The following is a 16720-nucleotide window of genomic DNA, read 5'->3' on the forward strand; positions in this document are numbered from 1 at the left end:
CCCGGAGCCATGATGTAAGCGCACGACGCGATGACCCCGAACGACGAAGGAGGGACCGAGATGTCCATCAGGCAATGTGTTGCCACGGCTGCCGCCGCGTTGGCTTTCGGAGCGGGCGGGCTGCTCGTCACGGCCGGCCCGGCTTCCGCTTCCACCTCGGCCGTGTATACGTGCAATCCGCCGACGTACATGACGGGCAGCGGTGGGCATGCCGGCGCCTCGCTCCAGTGCTTCGGAACCAGCTCCAACGACCTGTTCAACGTCGCTGTCACCTGCCGGAAGCCCGACGGATACGAGTACCGGCACGACGGGCCCATCGTCCGGAGCGGTGAGACCTCGACCGTGTGGTGTGACCTCAACGCCAGAATCGTCCATCTCGCCTATGTGCGCTGGTAAGGCCCGGCCACGATTCCTGGAGCTGACGGTGGCAGGGCAGCGGGGCTTCCGTCCGCATGGATGCTGCACAATCTGTGTCTCGACTGCCCGGCATGTCGATGCGGGAGCTTGAGCGCAAGTACGGCGTGACGTGGCGGACGGTGCGGAAGGCGTTGGACTCGGCCTGGCCGGAGCCGCGCAAGAAGCTCCCGCCCCGGGCCTCCTCCCTGGATCCGTTCAAACCGATGATCGACGAGATCCTGCGATCGGATCTGGATGCGCCGCCGAACGCGAGGAGAAGAACAGCGTCGCCATTGCCTCCAACGAGTCCTTCGGCGGTCGGACCAAGACGTTCACTGACCCCCGCCTTTGCGCGGCCATCGTCGACCGCCTCACCTTCAACGGCACCATCATCGAGACCGGCACCGACTCCTATCGCCTTGCCACTACCCGGGCACGAGTCGAGGCATCGGCCGGCTGACTACCTGATCCGGGCCACGAGCATGGAGACTCTGACATCTTCGATGAACCGCTGGTCCGGCGGAAGTGACTGCCGGATGCCCTCGGCGAATGCCGGCCGGTCGTCCGCTCCGGGCAGCTCATCTGCGGGGACAGCAGAGTAAACCCCGCCGATGAGCTCGTCGAAGCTCAGCTCATCGCGATATTCGATCACGACCTCCCGCACACCTTCGAAGCCGGCGGACTCCAGCGCCTGCGCATAGCGAAGCCGGTCTCGCGCGGCGGTGCCGCAGGACGCCTCCAGCTTGGTGTCGAAATGGTGTTCCAGAAAGCCCCGCAGTGAGCGTGACCAATCGCTGTCCTGCAAACCACAGCGGCGTCCCGTTAGAGACCACGGCGACACCTCCCCCGGAGCGGAACAGCGGCGACAGCGCACGGAAGAGTGCCTCGTGTTGCATCCAGTGGAGCGCCTGCCCAATGACCGCCATCGCCAACGACCGCTGTCCCATCAGCTCGCCGAGCGCAGGAACGTCGGTGTCCGCGCCGAGGATCCACGTCGCGTTTTGGACGCCCTGTCTCACGGCTGCTTCCCTCGCGAGCCGAAGCATGTCCGGCTCGGGATCCATGCCGATGACCGAGCGGACCCGGGAGGCAAGCGGGACGGCCAGCTGACCAGTGCCGCACCCTAGGTCGAGCACGATGTCGTCCCTGTTCAGTGCGAATGCCGTTTGCAGCGCGTCGAGAGCCTGAGGCGGATAACCACGCCGGAACTTCGCGTAGTACTCGGCAACGTCACCGCTGAACCCCACAGTCATGGCATCACCTTGCCCAAGCGCGGGCACCGGAGACAGGCTCCCGGCGCACCGATCGCTACCGGCTGAAACCAGAGGTGAACCGCGGGATTGCCGACACAACCACCGTCCGCCGGATCCAGGCGCCGTCACATCTCATCGACATCTCACCGCGTCAAGATCAAGAAATGCCGCTCAAACCCATCAACAAACGCTGTCCGAAGCAATCCACGAAGCCAGACACCTCAGCGTCCGCAGCAGAACAGCTCTGAGCCTCGCGCTGGAGACCGTCGTGCCGGCCAGGCTTCACCGACGGCACGGCTGCGGGCCCTGATACAGGGACAGGCCAAGGTGTGACGTAATCGAGCCTGACGTCCTGCTGTCCGCTGATGGGCCCGGCAGCCACTGATTCCGCTGGAAGCGTCGCGGTCAGGACCGCCGCTGCCGAGGCAGCGGAAAGCAACAGTTCCCATCCAGTACCAGTCAGAATTTGCACGCGCCCCACACCACGGCGCGTCGACGGACGCACCATTGGGCGGGCTGACTTCGCCGTGCACTGCTGAAGCCCGATGGCGGCTCCCCCGGGGGTACGCAGTGCCCCGATCAAGCCGTGCGGAACGCCCGCCGTTCACTCGCGACCATCAGACTGGCGAATCAGCTGTCCAGCAGGAAGCCCAACACCCCCCGGAGATCGGCAGGTTCGCTGTAGTGCACGCCGGTCATCCCGAGCCCGGCTGCGGCTTCGATGTTCTCAAGCCGATCATCCACAAAGAGGCACCGGTTCATGGGGATACCCGCATGCTTGGCCGCGATCTCGTAGATCTTCTGGTCCGGCTTGGCCACCCCCACCCGCGCACTGCTGACGACGTGGTCTGCGAAATCCGCCAGGCCCAGCGACGCCAGGTCGTCCTCCAGTTCCACGGTCGCGTTGGTCACCAGCACCAAGGGCATGTGCGCCCGCACCTGAAGGAGCAAGCCCACCACAACGTCGTCGGCCCAGAATGGCGCCTTGGCGAGCGCCGTACCCAGCTCGCGCGCCTGGGCCTCCGGCACCTGTCCCGCGAGGCCGGCCACGATGGACTCCACCCACTGCTGCTTGGTGATCGCGCCGAGGAGCAGCGGCAGGTCTGTCTCCGGTGCAAAGGCCACCCTCTCGGTGGTGCCCTCCGCCAGCCCCGCACCACGCTCCAGGCTTGCCAGCTCCGTCGTGTCGTAGAAGCGGATCACGTTGTCGAGGTCGCACAGCACTGCATCGAAGGGCCTGCTGGAGATCTTGGAAGTCGTCACTGCCTCTGGATAACACAGCGACAAGTAGGCAGTCGTGGTCCCAGGTGATTGTCCCTGATTTGCGAACCGGAGCACGTCAGATGCGACGGAGGCGAAAGCCGCGTGAGGCGGGAGGCGAGGTAAAGCGGCTGCTGTCCCGTGTCATCGAACATTGATCTTTTGCCATCGAAGATTGATCAGATGCCTTCGGGGCAACGCGCACTGTGCGGGAGCCCCCACTGGACGACCGGTGGGAGCTCCCGCCACGGGTGGGAGCCCAAGAGGGCTCGTCAGCCGATCGGCACCACATGCTCGGCCTGCGGTCCCTTGGGTCCCTGGGTGACTTGGAAGTCGACCCTGGCGCCCTCGGCCAGCTCCTTGAAGCCGGTCGGAACCCTGCCCAGCTGAGTCCGTCCGCCCCCGGCGCGGATGCCCGGCGCATGCGTTCCCGGGCGGCTCGCTTCAGGTGTACCGGCGCGATCAGGAACGGCATCAGAGAATGGGGCGCGACAGAGCGGGAGTTGGGCGCTACAGTGAAGGAAGCCTGGGTGGCTGGAACGATCCCGCCCTTCCTTTGAGAGCCGCTTCCCAACACGCGCGGCTCGGGGGAGCTGGAACGACGGCCTCACCCAGGCGTTGTCATGTCAGCGGCCACGTTTGTCCTCCCACAGCTCCACGTGCAGCCGAGGGCTGAGATTCCAGCCGCAGGCCAGGGCCTCTTCCGCGATCGTCCGCATCCCCTGTCGCACCATGTCGGCCGAGGTCCCCTCGGGCATCACCCAGATCTCGTCCATCGCGAACCGCTCGGGGAGGTCGGCGATCTCCTTGAACTCCGCCAGCTCACTCACGACGAATGTGAACCGGGCCTTGCCGGAGCTAGCGAACGCTGCCAGGGCCGCAGGGACGACCCGCTGAATCTCCCGGCCGCCGGCGGCGACCAGCTTCGGAGAGACGTTGAAGGCGGTCACGGTCGCCACGAGGTCCTCGCTCGGGATCAGAGTGCCGTTCGTCTCGATCTCGATCTCGTAGCCCTCCGCGTGCAGCATGGCCACCAAACGCTCCAGTCCGAGCCGCTGGAGCAGCGGCTCGCCGCCCGTGATCACGACGAGCCGGACCGTGTGGGCCTTCACCCACGCCATCAGGTCGTCCAGCAAGACCCGGCGCCGGATCTTTGGATCCTGCGGGTCGTGCATCTTGAAGTCCCAGGTGTAGGCGGTGTCACAGGCCCACCGAGCCCCGGGGCCTTGGCCGCAGGACAGGTTGCAGTGGCTGAGGCGGATGAACAGGGCCTGTCGGCCGAGCGAGGGCCCCTCGCCCTGGAACGTCGGCCCGAACGTGTCAGCGATGAACAGCCCGCGATCGTCCACGGCCTGGTGGTCGAGTAAGTGGAGCACTCCCCCGTTCACGGCCGGATCACCTCGAATTCCGCCCACGACGACGGGGTTTCCGACACGCGCACCTTCTCCAGGCGCCCCTCGATCTCCGGCTCGATGTGCTCCACAAACCACTCGGCGAGGTGCTGCGCGAGGTTCTCCGACGTCGGCTCGACCGGCAGCACTTCGTTGAGCGACCGGTGATCCAGATGACTGTGCGCGACCGCGAGCCTTGCGATCTGCGGCGCGATGGGGCGACTGGAAGTGAGGAACTGCGGGACGAGCGTGAGATGGACCGAGGCCGCCTTCGGATTGAGGACGTTGGACCATAGTCCCTGCCCGAAGCCCCAAGGCGTGCCCACGGCAAGCGCCATCGCACCTGTCTCGTTACTTCGATGCCGCGACGCGCTGAACGCCAGGTGGTCACGCCCAACCAGATATCCCGGCCAACGGCCCAAGAACCCACCCCGCGCCCTTTAAAAGATCACATCATAAGCCGACTGGTGATTCGAGGCGGAACCGCGGGTCGACGCCAGGTGGCAGGCCGGTCGACGAGGGCTGCCGGTGTCCACCCTCCCACCTCGATAAACTGCCCGCGAAACCGCCCCGCCCCGGCGTCGTCCAGCAGAGGAGACCACACATGCCGGCAGACGAGCCGCCCGTCTCCGCTGGCCCTGCGAGAAGCGCTCCGCCGCCTGCCCGCCAGGTCCTCTCCGACAGCGTCTACGAGGACATCAAGACCATGGTCATGGACCATGAGATCGCCCCCGGCGCCCGGGTCAGCATCGAGGCCCTGGCCCGTGCGCTCGACGTGTCCCCGACCCCGGTCCGCGAGGCGCTGGCCAGGCTGGAGGCCGACGGCCTTGTCGTCAAGCGCTCCCTGTCCGGCTACCGGGCGACGGAGCTGCTGACCCGGCAGGGCGTCGAGGAGCTGTTCGAGATGCGGCTGCTCCTGGAACCGCGTGCCGCGGCGCTGGCCGCCCTGCACGCCGACGAGTCGCAACTGGACGCCTTGGAGGAGATCCAGGAGGCCATGCAGTCCCAGCCGGGGCCCGCCGGACCCTACGCTGCCTACCGCGAATTCGCCGTACTGGATCAGAGGTTCCATGACGCGGTCGCCCAGGCCGCGCACCGGCCCCTGCTCGCGGACGCGGTCGAGCGTCTCCACGCCCACCTGCACATCTTCCGCCTGAGCAGTCTGCCCCAGGCCGACGACCCCACCGCGGCGGAGCATGATCGGGTCGTTCGGGCGATACTGCGCCGCAGCGCCGACCGGGCCGCCGAAGCCATGGCGGACCATCTGAACCACAGCCTCCGGCGCCAGCTCGACCGGTTCACACAGCAGTGACCGGCCGGCCGGCGCCGCGGGCGGTCAGCGGGAGTCCGGCAACCGGTACACCCGCCGCGCGGTCCCGGACCAGACGGCGTCCCGTTCAGACGCGGTGAGGGCCGCCGTAAGCTCCCCGGTGAGGGCGACCACCTCGCCGTAGCCGGCGGCGAGTTCGCACACGGGCCAGTCCGAGCCGAACATCAGGCGCCGCGGGCCGAAGGCGTTGAGCACTGTGTCGGCGTACGGCCGGAGGCCGGCGACAGTCCACGCACTCCAGTCGGCCTCCGTCACCATGCCGGACAGCTTGCAGACGGTGTTCGGCAGCTCGGCGAGCTCCCGCACGTGATCCGCCCACGGTGAGAGCTCTCCCGACGCGATCGGCGGCTTGCCGAGATGGTCCAGAACAAAGGTCAGCTCGGGCACGGCCGCTGCCGCGCGCGTCGCTGCCGGCAGCTGGTGCTCCAGCACGACCAGGTCGTACACGAGCCCGGCCGCCGCCACCGCGCGCAGCCCGCGCAGCACCTCCGGACGGGTCAGCCACTCGGTGTCCGTCTCCGCCTGGACCTGATGGCGGACACCGCGGAGGAACTCCCCGCCGGGCAGCGAACGCAGCCGGGCCAGTTCATCGGCCACGCCGACCGAGGTCAGATCGGTCCACCCGACCACCGCCCCGATCAGCTCGCTGTCCGACGCGAGAGCGAGGAACTCCGGGGTCTCCTCGGCAAGGGTGACGGTCTGGACGAGGACCGTCGAGGTCACGCCGACCGCACGGGCACGCGCCTCCAGCTCCGGCAGGAGGAACGAGCGCCGCAGTGGAGCGAGGTCCGGGCCAGTGATCCACGCCTGGTCGCGTACGCCGAGGTCCCATAGGTGATGGTGGGCGTCGACGAGGGTCATGATGTTCTCCTCTCGGGGACCGGCACGCCGGCCGCCAGCAGCCCCTGGCGTCGCAGAGCCTCCCACACACCGTCCGGCAGAAAGCGATGGAACTGCTCGGCCGCGTCGCGGACTTGGCCGGCCGAGCGTGCGCCGACGAGAACGGACGCGACCGCCGGGTGCCCGAAGGGGAAGCGGAGAGCCGCCGCCCGCAGCGGTACTCCCTGTGACTCCGTGACGTCCTGCATCCGCAGCGCCCGGCGCACCACGCTGTCCGGGGCTTCGGCATAGTCGTAGGTGGCACCGGGCACGGGGGCCGCCAGCAGACCGGAGTTGAACACACCGCCGACGATCACGCTCGTGCCGGCTGTCGACGCGGCGGGCAGCAGCTCATCGAGCGCGCCCTGATCGAGCAGGGTGTACCGCCCGGCGCACAGCACGGCGTCGACATCGGTGTCCCTGACGAAACGTGCCAGCATCCGGGTCTGGTTCATGCCGACACCGATAGCCCTCACGACACCCTGAGCGCGTAGGTCCTCCAGCGCCGGGTATGCCTCGCGGAACGCCTGCTCCTCGTGGTCGTCGGGGTCGTGGAGGAGGACCAGGTCGACCCGGTCGAGGCCAAGGCGGGTGAGGCTGTCCGCAAGGGACCGGCGGACACCGTCGGCGCTGAAGTCCCAGCGGCGGCGGTGGGTGGCCGGGACCGCGAAGCCGTGGGACCGGTCGTCTCCGCCGCCGTCGTACGGTTCGAGTACCCGACCCACCTTGGTGGACAGCGTGTAGCTGTCCCGGGGCTTCGAACGCAGTACCGCGCCGAGCCGGCGCTCCGACAGGCCCAGGCCGTAGTGCGGGGCTGTGTCGAAGTACCGGATGCCGGCATCCCAGGCGGCCTCCACCGCGGCCGCCGCCTCCTCCTCGCCCACGTCCTCGTACAGGCCGGCCACAGCGGCGCCGCCGAAGCCGAGGGCCGTGACGAACACGGCGCCGCGGCCGAGGGTGTGGCCTGGCAGCACCGGACCGCCGGCCCCGGAACCGACGCTCATCACCGGGCCTCCGGGCGCAGCCGCAGCCCTTGCATCCCGCCGTCGACCGCCAGGGCGGTGCCGGTGACGGACGCCGCGGCGGGGCTCGCCAGGTAGACGATCGCGGCGGCGATCTCGTCGGCCGTGACGAGCCGCCCCATGGGCTGGCGCGCGTTGAGCGCCGCGCGCTCGGCGGCCGGGTCCGCCGCCTGGTCGAGGAGGCGGCCGACCCATGGCGTGTCCGCGGTACCGGGATTGACGCAGTTGACCCGGATGCCCTCTCGGACATGGTCCGCCGCCATGGCCAGGGTCAGGGACAGGACCGCTCCCTTGCTCGCGCTGTACAGGGCCCGCTGCGGCAGTCCGGCCGTCGCCGCGATCGAACAGGTGTTGACGACGGCGGCATGTACGGAGGCGCGCAGATGCGGCAGGGCCGCCCGGGTGGTGCGGACCATGCCGAGGACGTTGGTGTCGAGGACCCTGTGCCACTGGGCATCGTCGTTGTCCTCGACCGTCCCCACCGCGCCGATGCCGGCGTTGTTGACCAGGATGTCGATGCCGCGGAGGTCCGTGGCCGCCGCGGCCACCGCGGACCGTACGGACGCGTCGTCGGAGACGTCGGCGGTGTACGCGCGCAGTGGCTTGTCGATCGTGGACGGGTCGAGGTCCAGCACGGCGACGTCGGCGCCGCGTGCGGCCAGCAGGTCCGCGGTGGCCCGGCCGATGCCCGACGCGCCACCGGTGACCAGAGCCCTGAATCCGGACAGGTCGCTCATCGGTGTATCTCCATTCGCCCGCTGACGGCTCGCGCGGCACGATCCGTGGTCCGGAAGCCGCCGTCCGGGTATCGGTAGGTGTCGATCGACGCGGCACGCATCTCCGACGAGAAGCCGGGGAGAGTGGGGGCCGCGTTGTGCCCGTCCTTCATGATCACGGGGTCTGTGACGTGCTCGTGCAGGTGGTCCACATTCTCGATCACCCGGTCCTCCGTTGTCCCGGACAGCGCCACGACGTCGAACATGGACGGGGGACGGACGAGTTCGCACAGCCGACCCGCCGACGTTGATGCGCGGGGCCCGGTTCGTGATCACGTGTGCCCTCACGCGTCCGCGAATATCTGCCGCTGTCGGCCGAGACCGTCGATCTCGAGTACGACCGTGTCACCGGCCCGCAGATAGGGGGTGTCCGGCAGACCGAGGGCCACGCCGGCAGGCGTTCCCGTGTTGATGACGTCACCGGGTTCCAGCACCATGTACTGGCTCAGGTACCAGACGAGGTACGCCACCGGGAAGATCATGTTCTTGGTGGTGCCGTCCTGCCGCGGTATGCCGTTGACGCTCAGGCGCAGACCGAGGCCCTGCGGGTCGGGCACCTCGTCGGCCGTCACCAGCCACGGGCCGAGCGGGTTGAAGGTCTCGCAGGACTTGCCGAGGTCCCACTGCGGGGACAGCTCCAACTGGAAGGCGCGCTCGGAGACGTCGTGGCTGACCGCGTAGCCGGCGATGATGTCCGCGGCATCGGCGGGGCCGTCCAGGTAGCGGGCGCGGCGACCGATCACCACCGCGAGCTCCACCTCCCAGTCGGTCTTCCGCGAACCGCGCGGGACGAGAACGGTGTCGTAGGGGCCGACGACCGTGCCGGGGTCCTTCATGAAGACCACCGGCCGCTCCGGGACGACGGCCCCGGTCTCCTCGGCGTGGTCGCGGTAGTTGAGGCCGACGCAGACCACCTTCCCAGGGCGGGCGACGGGCGCGCCGACACGCGCCTCCGTCGTGTCCTTGGCGGGCAGCGTGCCGGCCCGCAGGGCCGCGGCGACCCGGTCGACGCCGCCGGCGGCCAGGAACGGGCCGTCGATGTCATCGGTGAGCCCGGTGAGGTCGTAGGTGTGTTGGTCGTGGAGGACGGCCGGGCGCTCCTCGCCCGGCGCGCCCAGGCGCAGCAGTTTCACGTGGTTCTCCTTGCGGTCGCGGCGCGCGGGTCTGTAGGGGATCGCGGCAGGGGGCGAGGGGGCATGAGCTCACTTCATGAGGAAGACCTGTTCCATGGAGGCCCACCACTCGCCGGGCGCTGCCTCCTCGACCGGCTCCTGGCAGGGAGAGGTGAGCCGCCACCACTCCTGGGTGGCCGGGTCCCCGGCCATCAGGGCGAGGTCAGCCGCGAGGTCCTCCCCGTGGTACTCGAAGTAGCCGAACAGCCGGTCGCCGAGCAGGTGGATCGAGTAGTTGGCGATGTGACACCGCCGCAGCCGGTCGAGGACGGCCTCCGGCACGGCGCGGTGCAGCCGCCGGTACTCGTCCGCCTTCTCGGGCCGGATCCGGACGACCTGCGCGACGCGCATCATGAGGAGGCCCCTTCGGCGGGGACCACCGCGTCGTCGTGGTCGTGGATGATGCGGATGATCCGGCCGCTCATCCGGTCGTAGTCGTGGTCGTTGTCCACCTCGCCGCGGATGCGGTGGTCGGCCATCACCACGACCCGGTCTGCCAGCGTGACCATCTCGGCCAGATCGCTGCTGATCAGCAGAATGGGGAGACCGCCGCGGGCCAGCTCCCAGATCAGTTCGTGGAAGGCGTGCTTGGTGCGCACGTCCACGCCGACGGTCGGTTCGTCGACGACCAGGAGCCGGGTGTCGGCCGCGAGCCATTTCGACAGGCTGACCTTCTGCTGGTTGCCGCCGGACAGTTCGCCCGCGTTCTGCGCGAGGCCGGAGATCCGGATGCCGAGGCGTTCGACGAGGTCCTGCGCGACGTCCCGTTCGCGGCGGGAGGAGATGTACCCAAGCGCCTTTGCCAGCTTCTGCCACACCGTCACGGTGATGTTGCGGAGAATGGGCTGCTCCAGGAAGACGCCCTCCTCCTTGCGGTTCTCGGTCAGATAGCCGATGCCGTACTGGTGCAGCGCCTGGCGGGGCGAACCGATCTTCGCGCGCTTGCCGTGCACCCGGACGTGGCCGCCGGTGATCCGGTCGAGGCCGAGGACTGCCTTGACCAGTTCGCTGCGGCCCGCGCCGACGAGACCATACAGGCCGACGATCTCGCCAGGCCGTACGTCGAGCGAGATGTCCCGGTGGCCCGAGGCCGTCGAAACTCCGGTCAGGGAGAGCGCCGGCATCGCGGACGTGTCCACGGGGCGCGGGGGCATGGCGGTCACCGCGTGGGCGCGGCCGACCATGAGGGTGACCACGTCGTCCTGGGTGTACTCGGCGAGCGGTGCCGACTCCAGCACCGAGCGGCCGTCGCGCAGGACGGTGACGGTGTCACAGATTGTGAAGACCTCTTCCAGCTTGTGACTGACGAAGACGACGCAGGTGCCGCGCGCCGTGAGCCGCCGGACGACGTCGAAGAGGCGTTCGGCCTCCTGTGGTGAGAGGGACGCGGTCGGCTCGTCGAGCAGGAGGACCCGGCTCTCGGTGTGGAGAGCCTTGGCGATCTCGACCAACTGCTGCTGAGCCACCGACAGTTCCCGCACCGGGCGGTGCGGATCGATGTCGAGGCCGAGTTCGGCCAGGCAGCGCCGGGCGGGAGCGGTCATCGCCTCCCGGTCGACGAGCCCGCGGCGCGAGGGCGGGTTCTGCAGGGTGATGTTCTCCGCGACGGAGAAGCCCGGGATCAGGTTGCGCTCCTGGTGGACGACACCGATGCCGGCGTGGGCGGCGTCGAGCGGGGAGTGAAGGCGGAGCTCCCGGCCGGCCTGGAGGAGCCTGCCGCCGTCGGGGGCGTGCACACCGGTGATCACCTTGATGAGGGTCGACTTGCCGGCCCCGTTCTCACCCAGCAGGGCGTGTACGGACCCTGCCGTCAGCCGCAGGCCGACGCCGTCGAGGGCGCGTACGCCGGGGAAGACCTTGACGATGTCGTCGCATTCCAGCAGGACGTCGTTCATCGTGCTCCTCCCGTCGGCGCGAGCGCGGTGGCGGGTCCGGTGCCGTCCGCCGGTGGTGCGGGGGGCGGGCCGCCGGTCGCCTTGCCCTTCTTCTCGAGGTGGCTCTGGTGGATGCGGCCGCCCACGACGGTGCCGAGGACGACCACGCCGATGAGGAAGTTGACCCAGCTCGGGTCGAGGGAGAACTGGGCGCGGGCGGTGTCGATGAGGCGCATGACGAAGGCGGCGAGCACGGTGCCGAATACCGCCACGGAGCCGCCGGTCAGCGCCACGCCGCCGATGATGGGCGCCGCGAAGCTGGGCAGGAGCCAGTCGCCGCCCACACTGCGGTTGACGCCGGGCAGCGAGGCGGTGGCGGTCAGCGCGGCGATGCCGATGAGCAGTCCGGACAGGGTATGGGCGAGCACGATCTGCCGGTCGGTGGAGATGCCCGACAGCCGGGCAGCGAGCGGGTTGCCGCCGGCCGCCAGCAGGCGTCGTCCCACGACGGTACGGCGTATGAACGCCGCGAGCAGTGCGGCGGCGGCGAGGGCCGTCACGAAGACGAGCGGGATGTTGAGCGGTGCCGCGCGGCCGAGGTCTCGCAGCGCGGCGGAGTACTCGTCGATGGTGCGGGTGCCGGACAGCCGGTACTGGGCGCCCAGCAGGATCGTCATGGTGCCGAGCGTGACGATGAAGCCGTTGATCCGGGTGGCGATGATGAACACGCCCGTGAGCAGGCCGATCAGGGTGGCGGTCAGGACACCGATCAGGACGGCGAGTCCGGCGGGTACGCCGGTGTCGGCCATGAGGACGCCCATCAGGCAGGCGCTGAAGCCACCGAGCGCGCCGACCGAAAGATTGAGCTGCCCCACACACAGAGCGACCATCTGAGCGAGCCCGATGAGGATGGGGGTAGCAACGTACTGCAGGAACGTACGGACGGAGGGGCCTTCGAAGAAGGACCCGGACGATGCGATGCCGAGGACGACGCAGCCCGCGACGACCACGCCCAGCAGGGTCGCTGTCGTGGAGCGGGAGTAGCGGCGCAGTGCGGGCAGAGCCGCCGCTCTCCGGTCCTGGAGCCTGGTCATGTGGAACGCACCACCTTGCGGTAGGACACGACGGTGCGTACCCGGTCGGCGGACAGGGCCAGGAGCAGGACGCAGCCGAGGTAGATGTTCAGGCTTTCGAGGCCGACACCGAGCAGGTCGAGGCCCTTGCGGATGACACCGACCAGCGCGGTGCCCAGCAGGGCGCCGACGACGGAGACGACGCCGCCGGTGAGCAGGGTCCCGCCGAGGACCGCTCCGAGGAACGAGGGGAGCATGAAGTCCTCGCCGATGGAGGCGCGGAACGTTCCGGTGCCGACGGCCGCCATGAATCCGGCCAGCGCCGCGAGCAGACCCGACAGGGCGTGCGCGAGGATGATCCTGCGGCCGGTGGGGATTCCGGACAGCTCGGCGGCGTTCGGGTTGGCGCCGGTGAGCAGCAGTTCACGTCCCATGCGGGTACGGGTGTAGAGGAAGCCGAGGCCGATGACGGCGAGCAGGGTGAACTGGGCGATCTGGGGGACGGCCGGCGAGCCGCAGACCGGCCCGAGGCAGATATCGGCGAGCGAGGCCGACCGGAGTTCCGTGAGCCCGTCGGGACGGGTGGTGAACGCCGCGTTCTCGGTGAGCGCGGAGTACAGCAGGGAGACCAGTCCGAGGAGGGCGAAGTCCATCGCCAGGGTCACCACAAACGAACTCACCCCGGCCCGGGCGATGATCCACCCGGTCAGCGCGCCGATGGCGCAGCCCGCCAGCAGGCACAGCACCAGGCCCATCGGCAGCGACAGCCCGAGCCGGTCGTAGCCGAAGCCGGCGAACAACGCGCCGAAGGCGGCCATGCGCCCGACGGCGAGGTTCATATGTCCGACGGACAGCACCACCATCTGCGCCAGGGCCACCACGGTCAGGGTGGCGATGTCCCGGAGCAGCGGGAAGAGTACGAGGCGCTCGTCGAAGAACGCGGGCCGGAGCAGACCGAATACGGCCGCGAGCGCGACGATCAGCACGAGCAGCCCCAGCCGCTGGTTGACCCAGAACGGCAGCCGGTGCGGGGGGCGCGCGCCGTCGGTGGGGCGGTCGGTCTCGCTCGCACGCGGAGCGGAAGCCGTCTTCATGACACCCTCCGGTCGTCGATGGCGTCCATGTCCCAGTCGACGCCGATGCCCGGCTCGTCCGGGGCCACGGCCAGGCCGTCTCGTACGGTCATCTCGGTACGGGTGACCGCGCGCAGCTGCGGGATGTACTCCACGTATGCGCCGTTGGCGACCGCCGCTACCAGGCTGACGTGCAGTTCCATCAGGAAGTGCGGACAGATCTGCACGTTGAAGGTCTCCGCGAGGTGGGCGACCTTCAGCCACGGGGTGATCCCTCCGACGCGCGCCACATCCACCTGCACCACGGAGGCGGCCCCGGATTCCAGGTAGGAACGGAACTGCATCGGCGCGTACATCGACTCGCCGACCGCGATGGGGATCCCGGTCGACCGGGCGAGCCGGGCGTGGCCGCTGATGTCGTCCGCGGGCATGGGTTCCTCGAACCAGTACGGGTCGTACGGTTCGAGGGCGGCGGCCAGCCGCACCGCGGAGGGCAGCGACTGAGACTGGTTGGCGTCGGTCATGATGTGCAGGTGCGGCCCGACGGCCTCCCGTACCGCCCGCAGGCGTTCGGCGTCCTCGGCGACGTGCGGCTTGCCCACCTTGATCTTGACGCCGGAGAACCGGGCCTGCTGCGCGGCGCGGGCCGACTCGACCAGTTCCTCGGTGGACAGGTGGAGCCAGCCGCCCTCGGTGTCGTACACCGGTATCTCCTGGCGGTGGCCGCCGGCGAGCCGCCATAGCGGCTCGCCCGCCCGCTTGCAGCGCAGGTCCCACAGGGCCGTGTCGATCGCGGCGAGCGCGAGCGAGGTGATCGCTCCCGTGCTCGTAGCGCGGGTGGCGCCGAACAGCTCCCGCCACAGCCCCTCCACGTTGCGCGCGTCCTTGCCGGCGAGAAGCGGCAGGAGGTGGTCGCGCAGCAGGGCCAGTACGGAGCTGCCGCCGGTGCCGATCGTGTAGGCGTAGCCGGTTCCTTCGACGCCGTCCGTCGTCGTCAGGGTGACGAGGACCGTCTCCTGTTTGACAAACGACTGCACCGCGTCCGTGCGGTCGGTCTCCACAGCGATGTCGGCCAGCAGGGCCGTCGCTCTCGTGATGATGGTCATGGGGCGTGTGCTGACTTTCTGTCAGGGTGCCGCGGACGCGGTCAGCCGCAGGAGAGGTACTCGTCGGCGAACTTCTTCTTCAGCTGCGCGGTCTTGGCCTTGCGCGCGTCGTCGTAGTCGGCGACGTTCTTCTTCGTGACAACGAAGGAGCCGGAGTCGATGGTCACTCCCGGCTGCTTCATCGTGCACTGCTTGCTCTGCAACAGGGCCAGTACCCAGGCGCCGATGTCGGCCTGACCCACGGGGTTCTGCACCACCGTGGCGCTGACGGAGCCGTTCTTGACCGAAGAGAGGATCTTGGCGTCGTCGTCGATCGCCACGACCTTGGCCTTCGACCCGGACTCGCGGACGGCCTCGGCCGCGGCGACCGCCGGGTTGTAGGAGGTGCTGACGATGCCCTGGATCTGCGGCCCCTTGGAGGCGATCAGATCGGAGACGGCCTTCTGCGCGGTCTGGAGGTCCTTGTCGATGTCGGTGATGGTCTGCAGCAAGGTCACCTTGCCGCCGGTCTCCTGCACCGCCTTCTTGACGCCCTTGATGCGGCGCTGCGTGTTGGCGTCGACGTTGTTGCCCGTCAGGTGGACGAGCCGGCCCTGTCCGCCCATCGCGTCGATGGTGGCCCTGGCCGCCTTGTAGGCGGCCAGCTCCACGTCCGTGGAGAGGCAGAAGTCGGCCGCGTTCTTGCCGCCGGCGGGACAGGAGGCAAGGGAGGCCACCGCGAAGCCCTGGGACTTGAGGTCGGCGAAGGTGGTGTTGATGTCGGTCGGAGAGACGCCGAAGATGCCGAAGGCGTTGTAGCCGCGCGCGGCGAGGGTCGACAGCAGGTCGTTCTGCTTCTGCTGGTCCCACTCGGCGGTCTCGTCGAAGGTGACGTCGCCCAGTCCCAGCCTCTTCTTCGCGTCGGCGCCCGCCCGCTTCCAGGGCTGGAAGTAGGGGTGCGCGCCGCCAGGGACGAGGGCGATCTTGACGCCGGAGCCGTCGGCGAGCTCGGCGGTGCCCCCGCCCCGCTTGGCGGGGGCGTTGCCGGCCGGGCCGGTGTCGCCCGAGTTCTTCACGGTGCACGCGGAAGCGGCGACGAGGACGAGGAAGGTGGCGGCGGCCGTGAGGACGGATCTGTGCTGAGTCATGAGGTACTGCCCCACTCGAATCAAATAGGATTCCGTTGGTTGGAGATGCTGAGGGAGGTACGGGCGGCTCGTCAAGGGGTGGGGGACGACCATCGAGATAAGTTGTTTACCTGGGATGATCGTGGGCGATCACATGGGTGCCACTCCTCGTGACACCAAGATATTGAATCGTAAAGTTGCGATCACATAGGATTTTGCCCTACGAGGGGAGATCACACCATGCCGCTGGATACCGGTACGGACGGCGGAACCGCGCCCCCTGACGTGCCGCGTGGTGCCGCGCCCACGCGGCGGGAAGTGCTGACCGACGGCGTCTACGAGGCAGTGAAGACCATGGTGATGGACCATGCCATCCAGCCGGGCGCCAGAGTCGGCATCGAAGCCCTGTCCCGTTCCCTCGGTGTCTCGCCGACACCGGTGCGCGAGGCCCTGGCCCGCCTGGAATCGGACGGGCTGGTCGTCAAACGCTCACTCTCGGGCTACCGCGCCACCGAACTCCTCGACCGCCGGGGCGTGGAGGAGCTGTTCGAGATGCGGCTGTTGCTGGAGCCGAGAGCGGCGGCCCTCGCGGCCGAACGCGTCGGAGACAGCGACCTGGACCGGATCGAAGCGCTGGTGGAGGAGATGCAGGGCTTGCCCGACAAGGGCGAGAGCTACGCCGTCTACGGCCGCTTCGCGGCGCTCGACCAGCGATTCCACGACGCACTCGCCGCGGCGTCCGGCCACACGATGCTCGCGGCCGCCGTGGAACGGCTCCACACGCACCTGCACCTGTTCCGGCTGAGCCCGGTCACCGGTGGCAGCCCCGCCACGGTCGTGGAGCACGGCAGGATCCTGCGAGCGCTGCTCCGGCACCATCCCGAGCGCGCCGCACAAGCCATGCGGCAGCACCTCGAGCTCAGCCTCGAGCGGCACCTCGGCCGTTACCGGACGGACGGCTCCTGAGCGGCTCCTCGCCCGCCGGCCCCGGTTCATGCCGTCGACGACC

Annotated in this window: 18 protein-coding genes and 3 pseudogenes; 4 read left to right on the forward strand and 17 right to left on the reverse strand. The window is 69.1% G+C overall.

The genetic code is table 11. The features are described from left to right. The first annotated feature begins 60 nt into the window (after positions 1–60). Both JK363_RS17065 and JK363_RS17070 read left to right on the forward strand, forming a co-directional pair. The gene (locus JK363_RS17065; protein WP_201875768.1) at positions 61–396 is read left to right on the forward strand and encodes a hypothetical protein; all 336 of its coding nucleotides are present in this window, start codon (positions 61–63) and stop codon (positions 394–396) included. A 262-nt stretch (positions 397–658) separates the two neighbouring features. After that, positions 659–856, forward strand: a pseudogene (locus JK363_RS17070) (ATP-binding protein); the annotation flags it as partial. On the opposite strand, the gene JK363_RS42470 reads toward JK363_RS17070, so the two are convergent. From JK363_RS42470 to JK363_RS17095, 6 genes and pseudogenes are all read right to left on the reverse strand, one after another. Beyond that, complete coding sequence (locus tag JK363_RS42470; RefSeq protein ID WP_236075930.1) at positions 857–1201, reverse strand: hypothetical protein; 345 nt, start codon at positions 1199–1201, stop codon at positions 857–859. Positions 1202–1292: 91 nt separating this feature from the next. After that, positions 1293–1649: pseudogene (locus JK363_RS42475) on the reverse strand (class I SAM-dependent methyltransferase); the annotation flags it as partial. 630 nt (positions 1650–2279) lie between these two features. After that, positions 2280–2912 carry an HAD family hydrolase gene (locus JK363_RS17080; protein ID WP_307821748.1) on the reverse strand — a complete coding sequence of 211 codons (633 nt, stop codon included), beginning with the start codon at positions 2910–2912 and terminating at the stop codon, positions 2280–2282. A 269-nt stretch (positions 2913–3181) separates the two neighbouring features. After that, positions 3182–3277, reverse strand: a pseudogene (locus JK363_RS17085) (cold-shock protein); the annotation flags it as partial. Between the two features lie 258 nt (positions 3278–3535). Next, positions 3536–4297, reverse strand: coding sequence for a 7-carboxy-7-deazaguanine synthase QueE (locus JK363_RS17090; RefSeq protein ID WP_307821749.1), 762 nt, complete (start codon positions 4295–4297; stop codon positions 3536–3538). Continuing rightward, positions 4294–4638 (reverse strand): 6-carboxytetrahydropterin synthase, encoded by a 345-nt coding sequence (locus JK363_RS17095; RefSeq protein WP_201875769.1) that lies wholly within the window; start codon positions 4636–4638, stop codon positions 4294–4296. Before JK363_RS17095 ends, JK363_RS17090 begins: the two co-directional genes overlap by 4 nt. 266 nt (positions 4639–4904) lie before the next feature. Here JK363_RS17095 and JK363_RS17100 point away from each other — a divergent pair, with 266 nt between their 5' ends. Next, positions 4905–5612, forward strand: a complete 708-nt coding sequence (locus tag JK363_RS17100) for a GntR family transcriptional regulator (RefSeq protein WP_201875770.1) — start codon at positions 4905–4907, stop codon at positions 5610–5612. Between the two features lie 24 nt (positions 5613–5636). On the opposite strand, the gene JK363_RS17105 is transcribed toward JK363_RS17100, so the two are convergent. The 11 genes from JK363_RS17105 to JK363_RS17155 all read right to left on the reverse strand — a co-directional run bounded on the left by JK363_RS17105 (position 5637) and on the right by JK363_RS17155 (position 15732). Then, a complete protein-coding gene (locus tag JK363_RS17105; protein ID WP_201875771.1) occupies positions 5637–6491 on the reverse strand; it encodes an amidohydrolase family protein in 855 nt (284 codons plus the stop codon). Continuing rightward, positions 6488–7513: an aldo/keto reductase gene (locus JK363_RS17110; RefSeq protein WP_201875772.1), complete on the reverse strand. Its 1026-nt coding sequence runs from the start codon at positions 7511–7513 to the stop codon at positions 6488–6490. The genes JK363_RS17105 and JK363_RS17110 overlap by 4 nt, the downstream gene beginning before the upstream one ends. Next, positions 7513–8268, reverse strand: coding sequence for an SDR family NAD(P)-dependent oxidoreductase (locus JK363_RS17115; RefSeq protein ID WP_201875773.1), 756 nt, complete (start codon positions 8266–8268; stop codon positions 7513–7515). Before JK363_RS17115 ends, JK363_RS17110 begins: the two co-directional genes overlap by 1 nt. Continuing rightward, a complete protein-coding gene (locus tag JK363_RS17120; protein ID WP_201875774.1) occupies positions 8265–8513 on the reverse strand; it encodes a hypothetical protein in 249 nt (82 codons plus the stop codon). The genes JK363_RS17115 and JK363_RS17120 overlap by 4 nt, the downstream gene beginning before the upstream one ends. A 78-nt stretch (positions 8514–8591) precedes the next feature. Then, positions 8592–9440 carry a fumarylacetoacetate hydrolase family protein gene (locus tag JK363_RS17125; protein ID WP_201875775.1) on the reverse strand — a complete coding sequence of 283 codons (849 nt, stop codon included), beginning with the start codon at positions 9438–9440 and terminating at the stop codon, positions 8592–8594. 69 nt (positions 9441–9509) lie between these two features. Further along, the gene (locus JK363_RS17130; RefSeq protein WP_201875776.1) at positions 9510–9833 is read right to left on the reverse strand and encodes an L-rhamnose mutarotase; all 324 of its coding nucleotides are present in this window, start codon (positions 9831–9833) and stop codon (positions 9510–9512) included. Then, positions 9830–11374 carry a sugar ABC transporter ATP-binding protein gene (locus JK363_RS17135; protein ID WP_201875777.1) on the reverse strand — a complete coding sequence of 515 codons (1545 nt, stop codon included), beginning with the start codon at positions 11372–11374 and terminating at the stop codon, positions 9830–9832. Before JK363_RS17135 ends, JK363_RS17130 begins: the two co-directional genes overlap by 4 nt. Continuing rightward, a complete protein-coding gene (locus JK363_RS17140; protein ID WP_201875778.1) occupies positions 11371–12447 on the reverse strand; it encodes an ABC transporter permease in 1077 nt (358 codons plus the stop codon). Before JK363_RS17140 ends, JK363_RS17135 begins: the two co-directional genes overlap by 4 nt. Continuing rightward, positions 12444–13520 carry an ABC transporter permease gene (locus JK363_RS17145; RefSeq protein ID WP_201875779.1) on the reverse strand — a complete coding sequence of 359 codons (1077 nt, stop codon included), beginning with the start codon at positions 13518–13520 and terminating at the stop codon, positions 12444–12446. Before JK363_RS17145 ends, JK363_RS17140 begins: the two co-directional genes overlap by 4 nt. Further along, positions 13517–14605, reverse strand: coding sequence for a mandelate racemase/muconate lactonizing enzyme family protein (locus JK363_RS17150; protein ID WP_201875780.1), 1089 nt, complete (start codon positions 14603–14605; stop codon positions 13517–13519). The genes JK363_RS17145 and JK363_RS17150 overlap by 4 nt, the downstream gene beginning before the upstream one ends. 41 nt (positions 14606–14646) lie before the next feature. Next, a complete protein-coding gene (locus JK363_RS17155) occupies positions 14647–15732 on the reverse strand; it encodes a sugar ABC transporter substrate-binding protein (protein WP_201875781.1) in 1086 nt (361 codons plus the stop codon). Between the two features lie 219 nt (positions 15733–15951). Between JK363_RS17155 and JK363_RS17160 the strand changes: the two genes are divergently transcribed. Next, positions 15952–16677, forward strand: coding sequence for a GntR family transcriptional regulator (locus tag JK363_RS17160; protein WP_201875782.1), 726 nt, complete (start codon positions 15952–15954; stop codon positions 16675–16677). Positions 16678–16720: the final 43 nt, after the last annotated feature.

The organism is Streptomyces coffeae, assembly GCF_016741875.1.
GTDB lineage: Bacteria > Actinomycetota > Actinomycetes > Streptomycetales > Streptomycetaceae > Streptomyces > Streptomyces coffeae.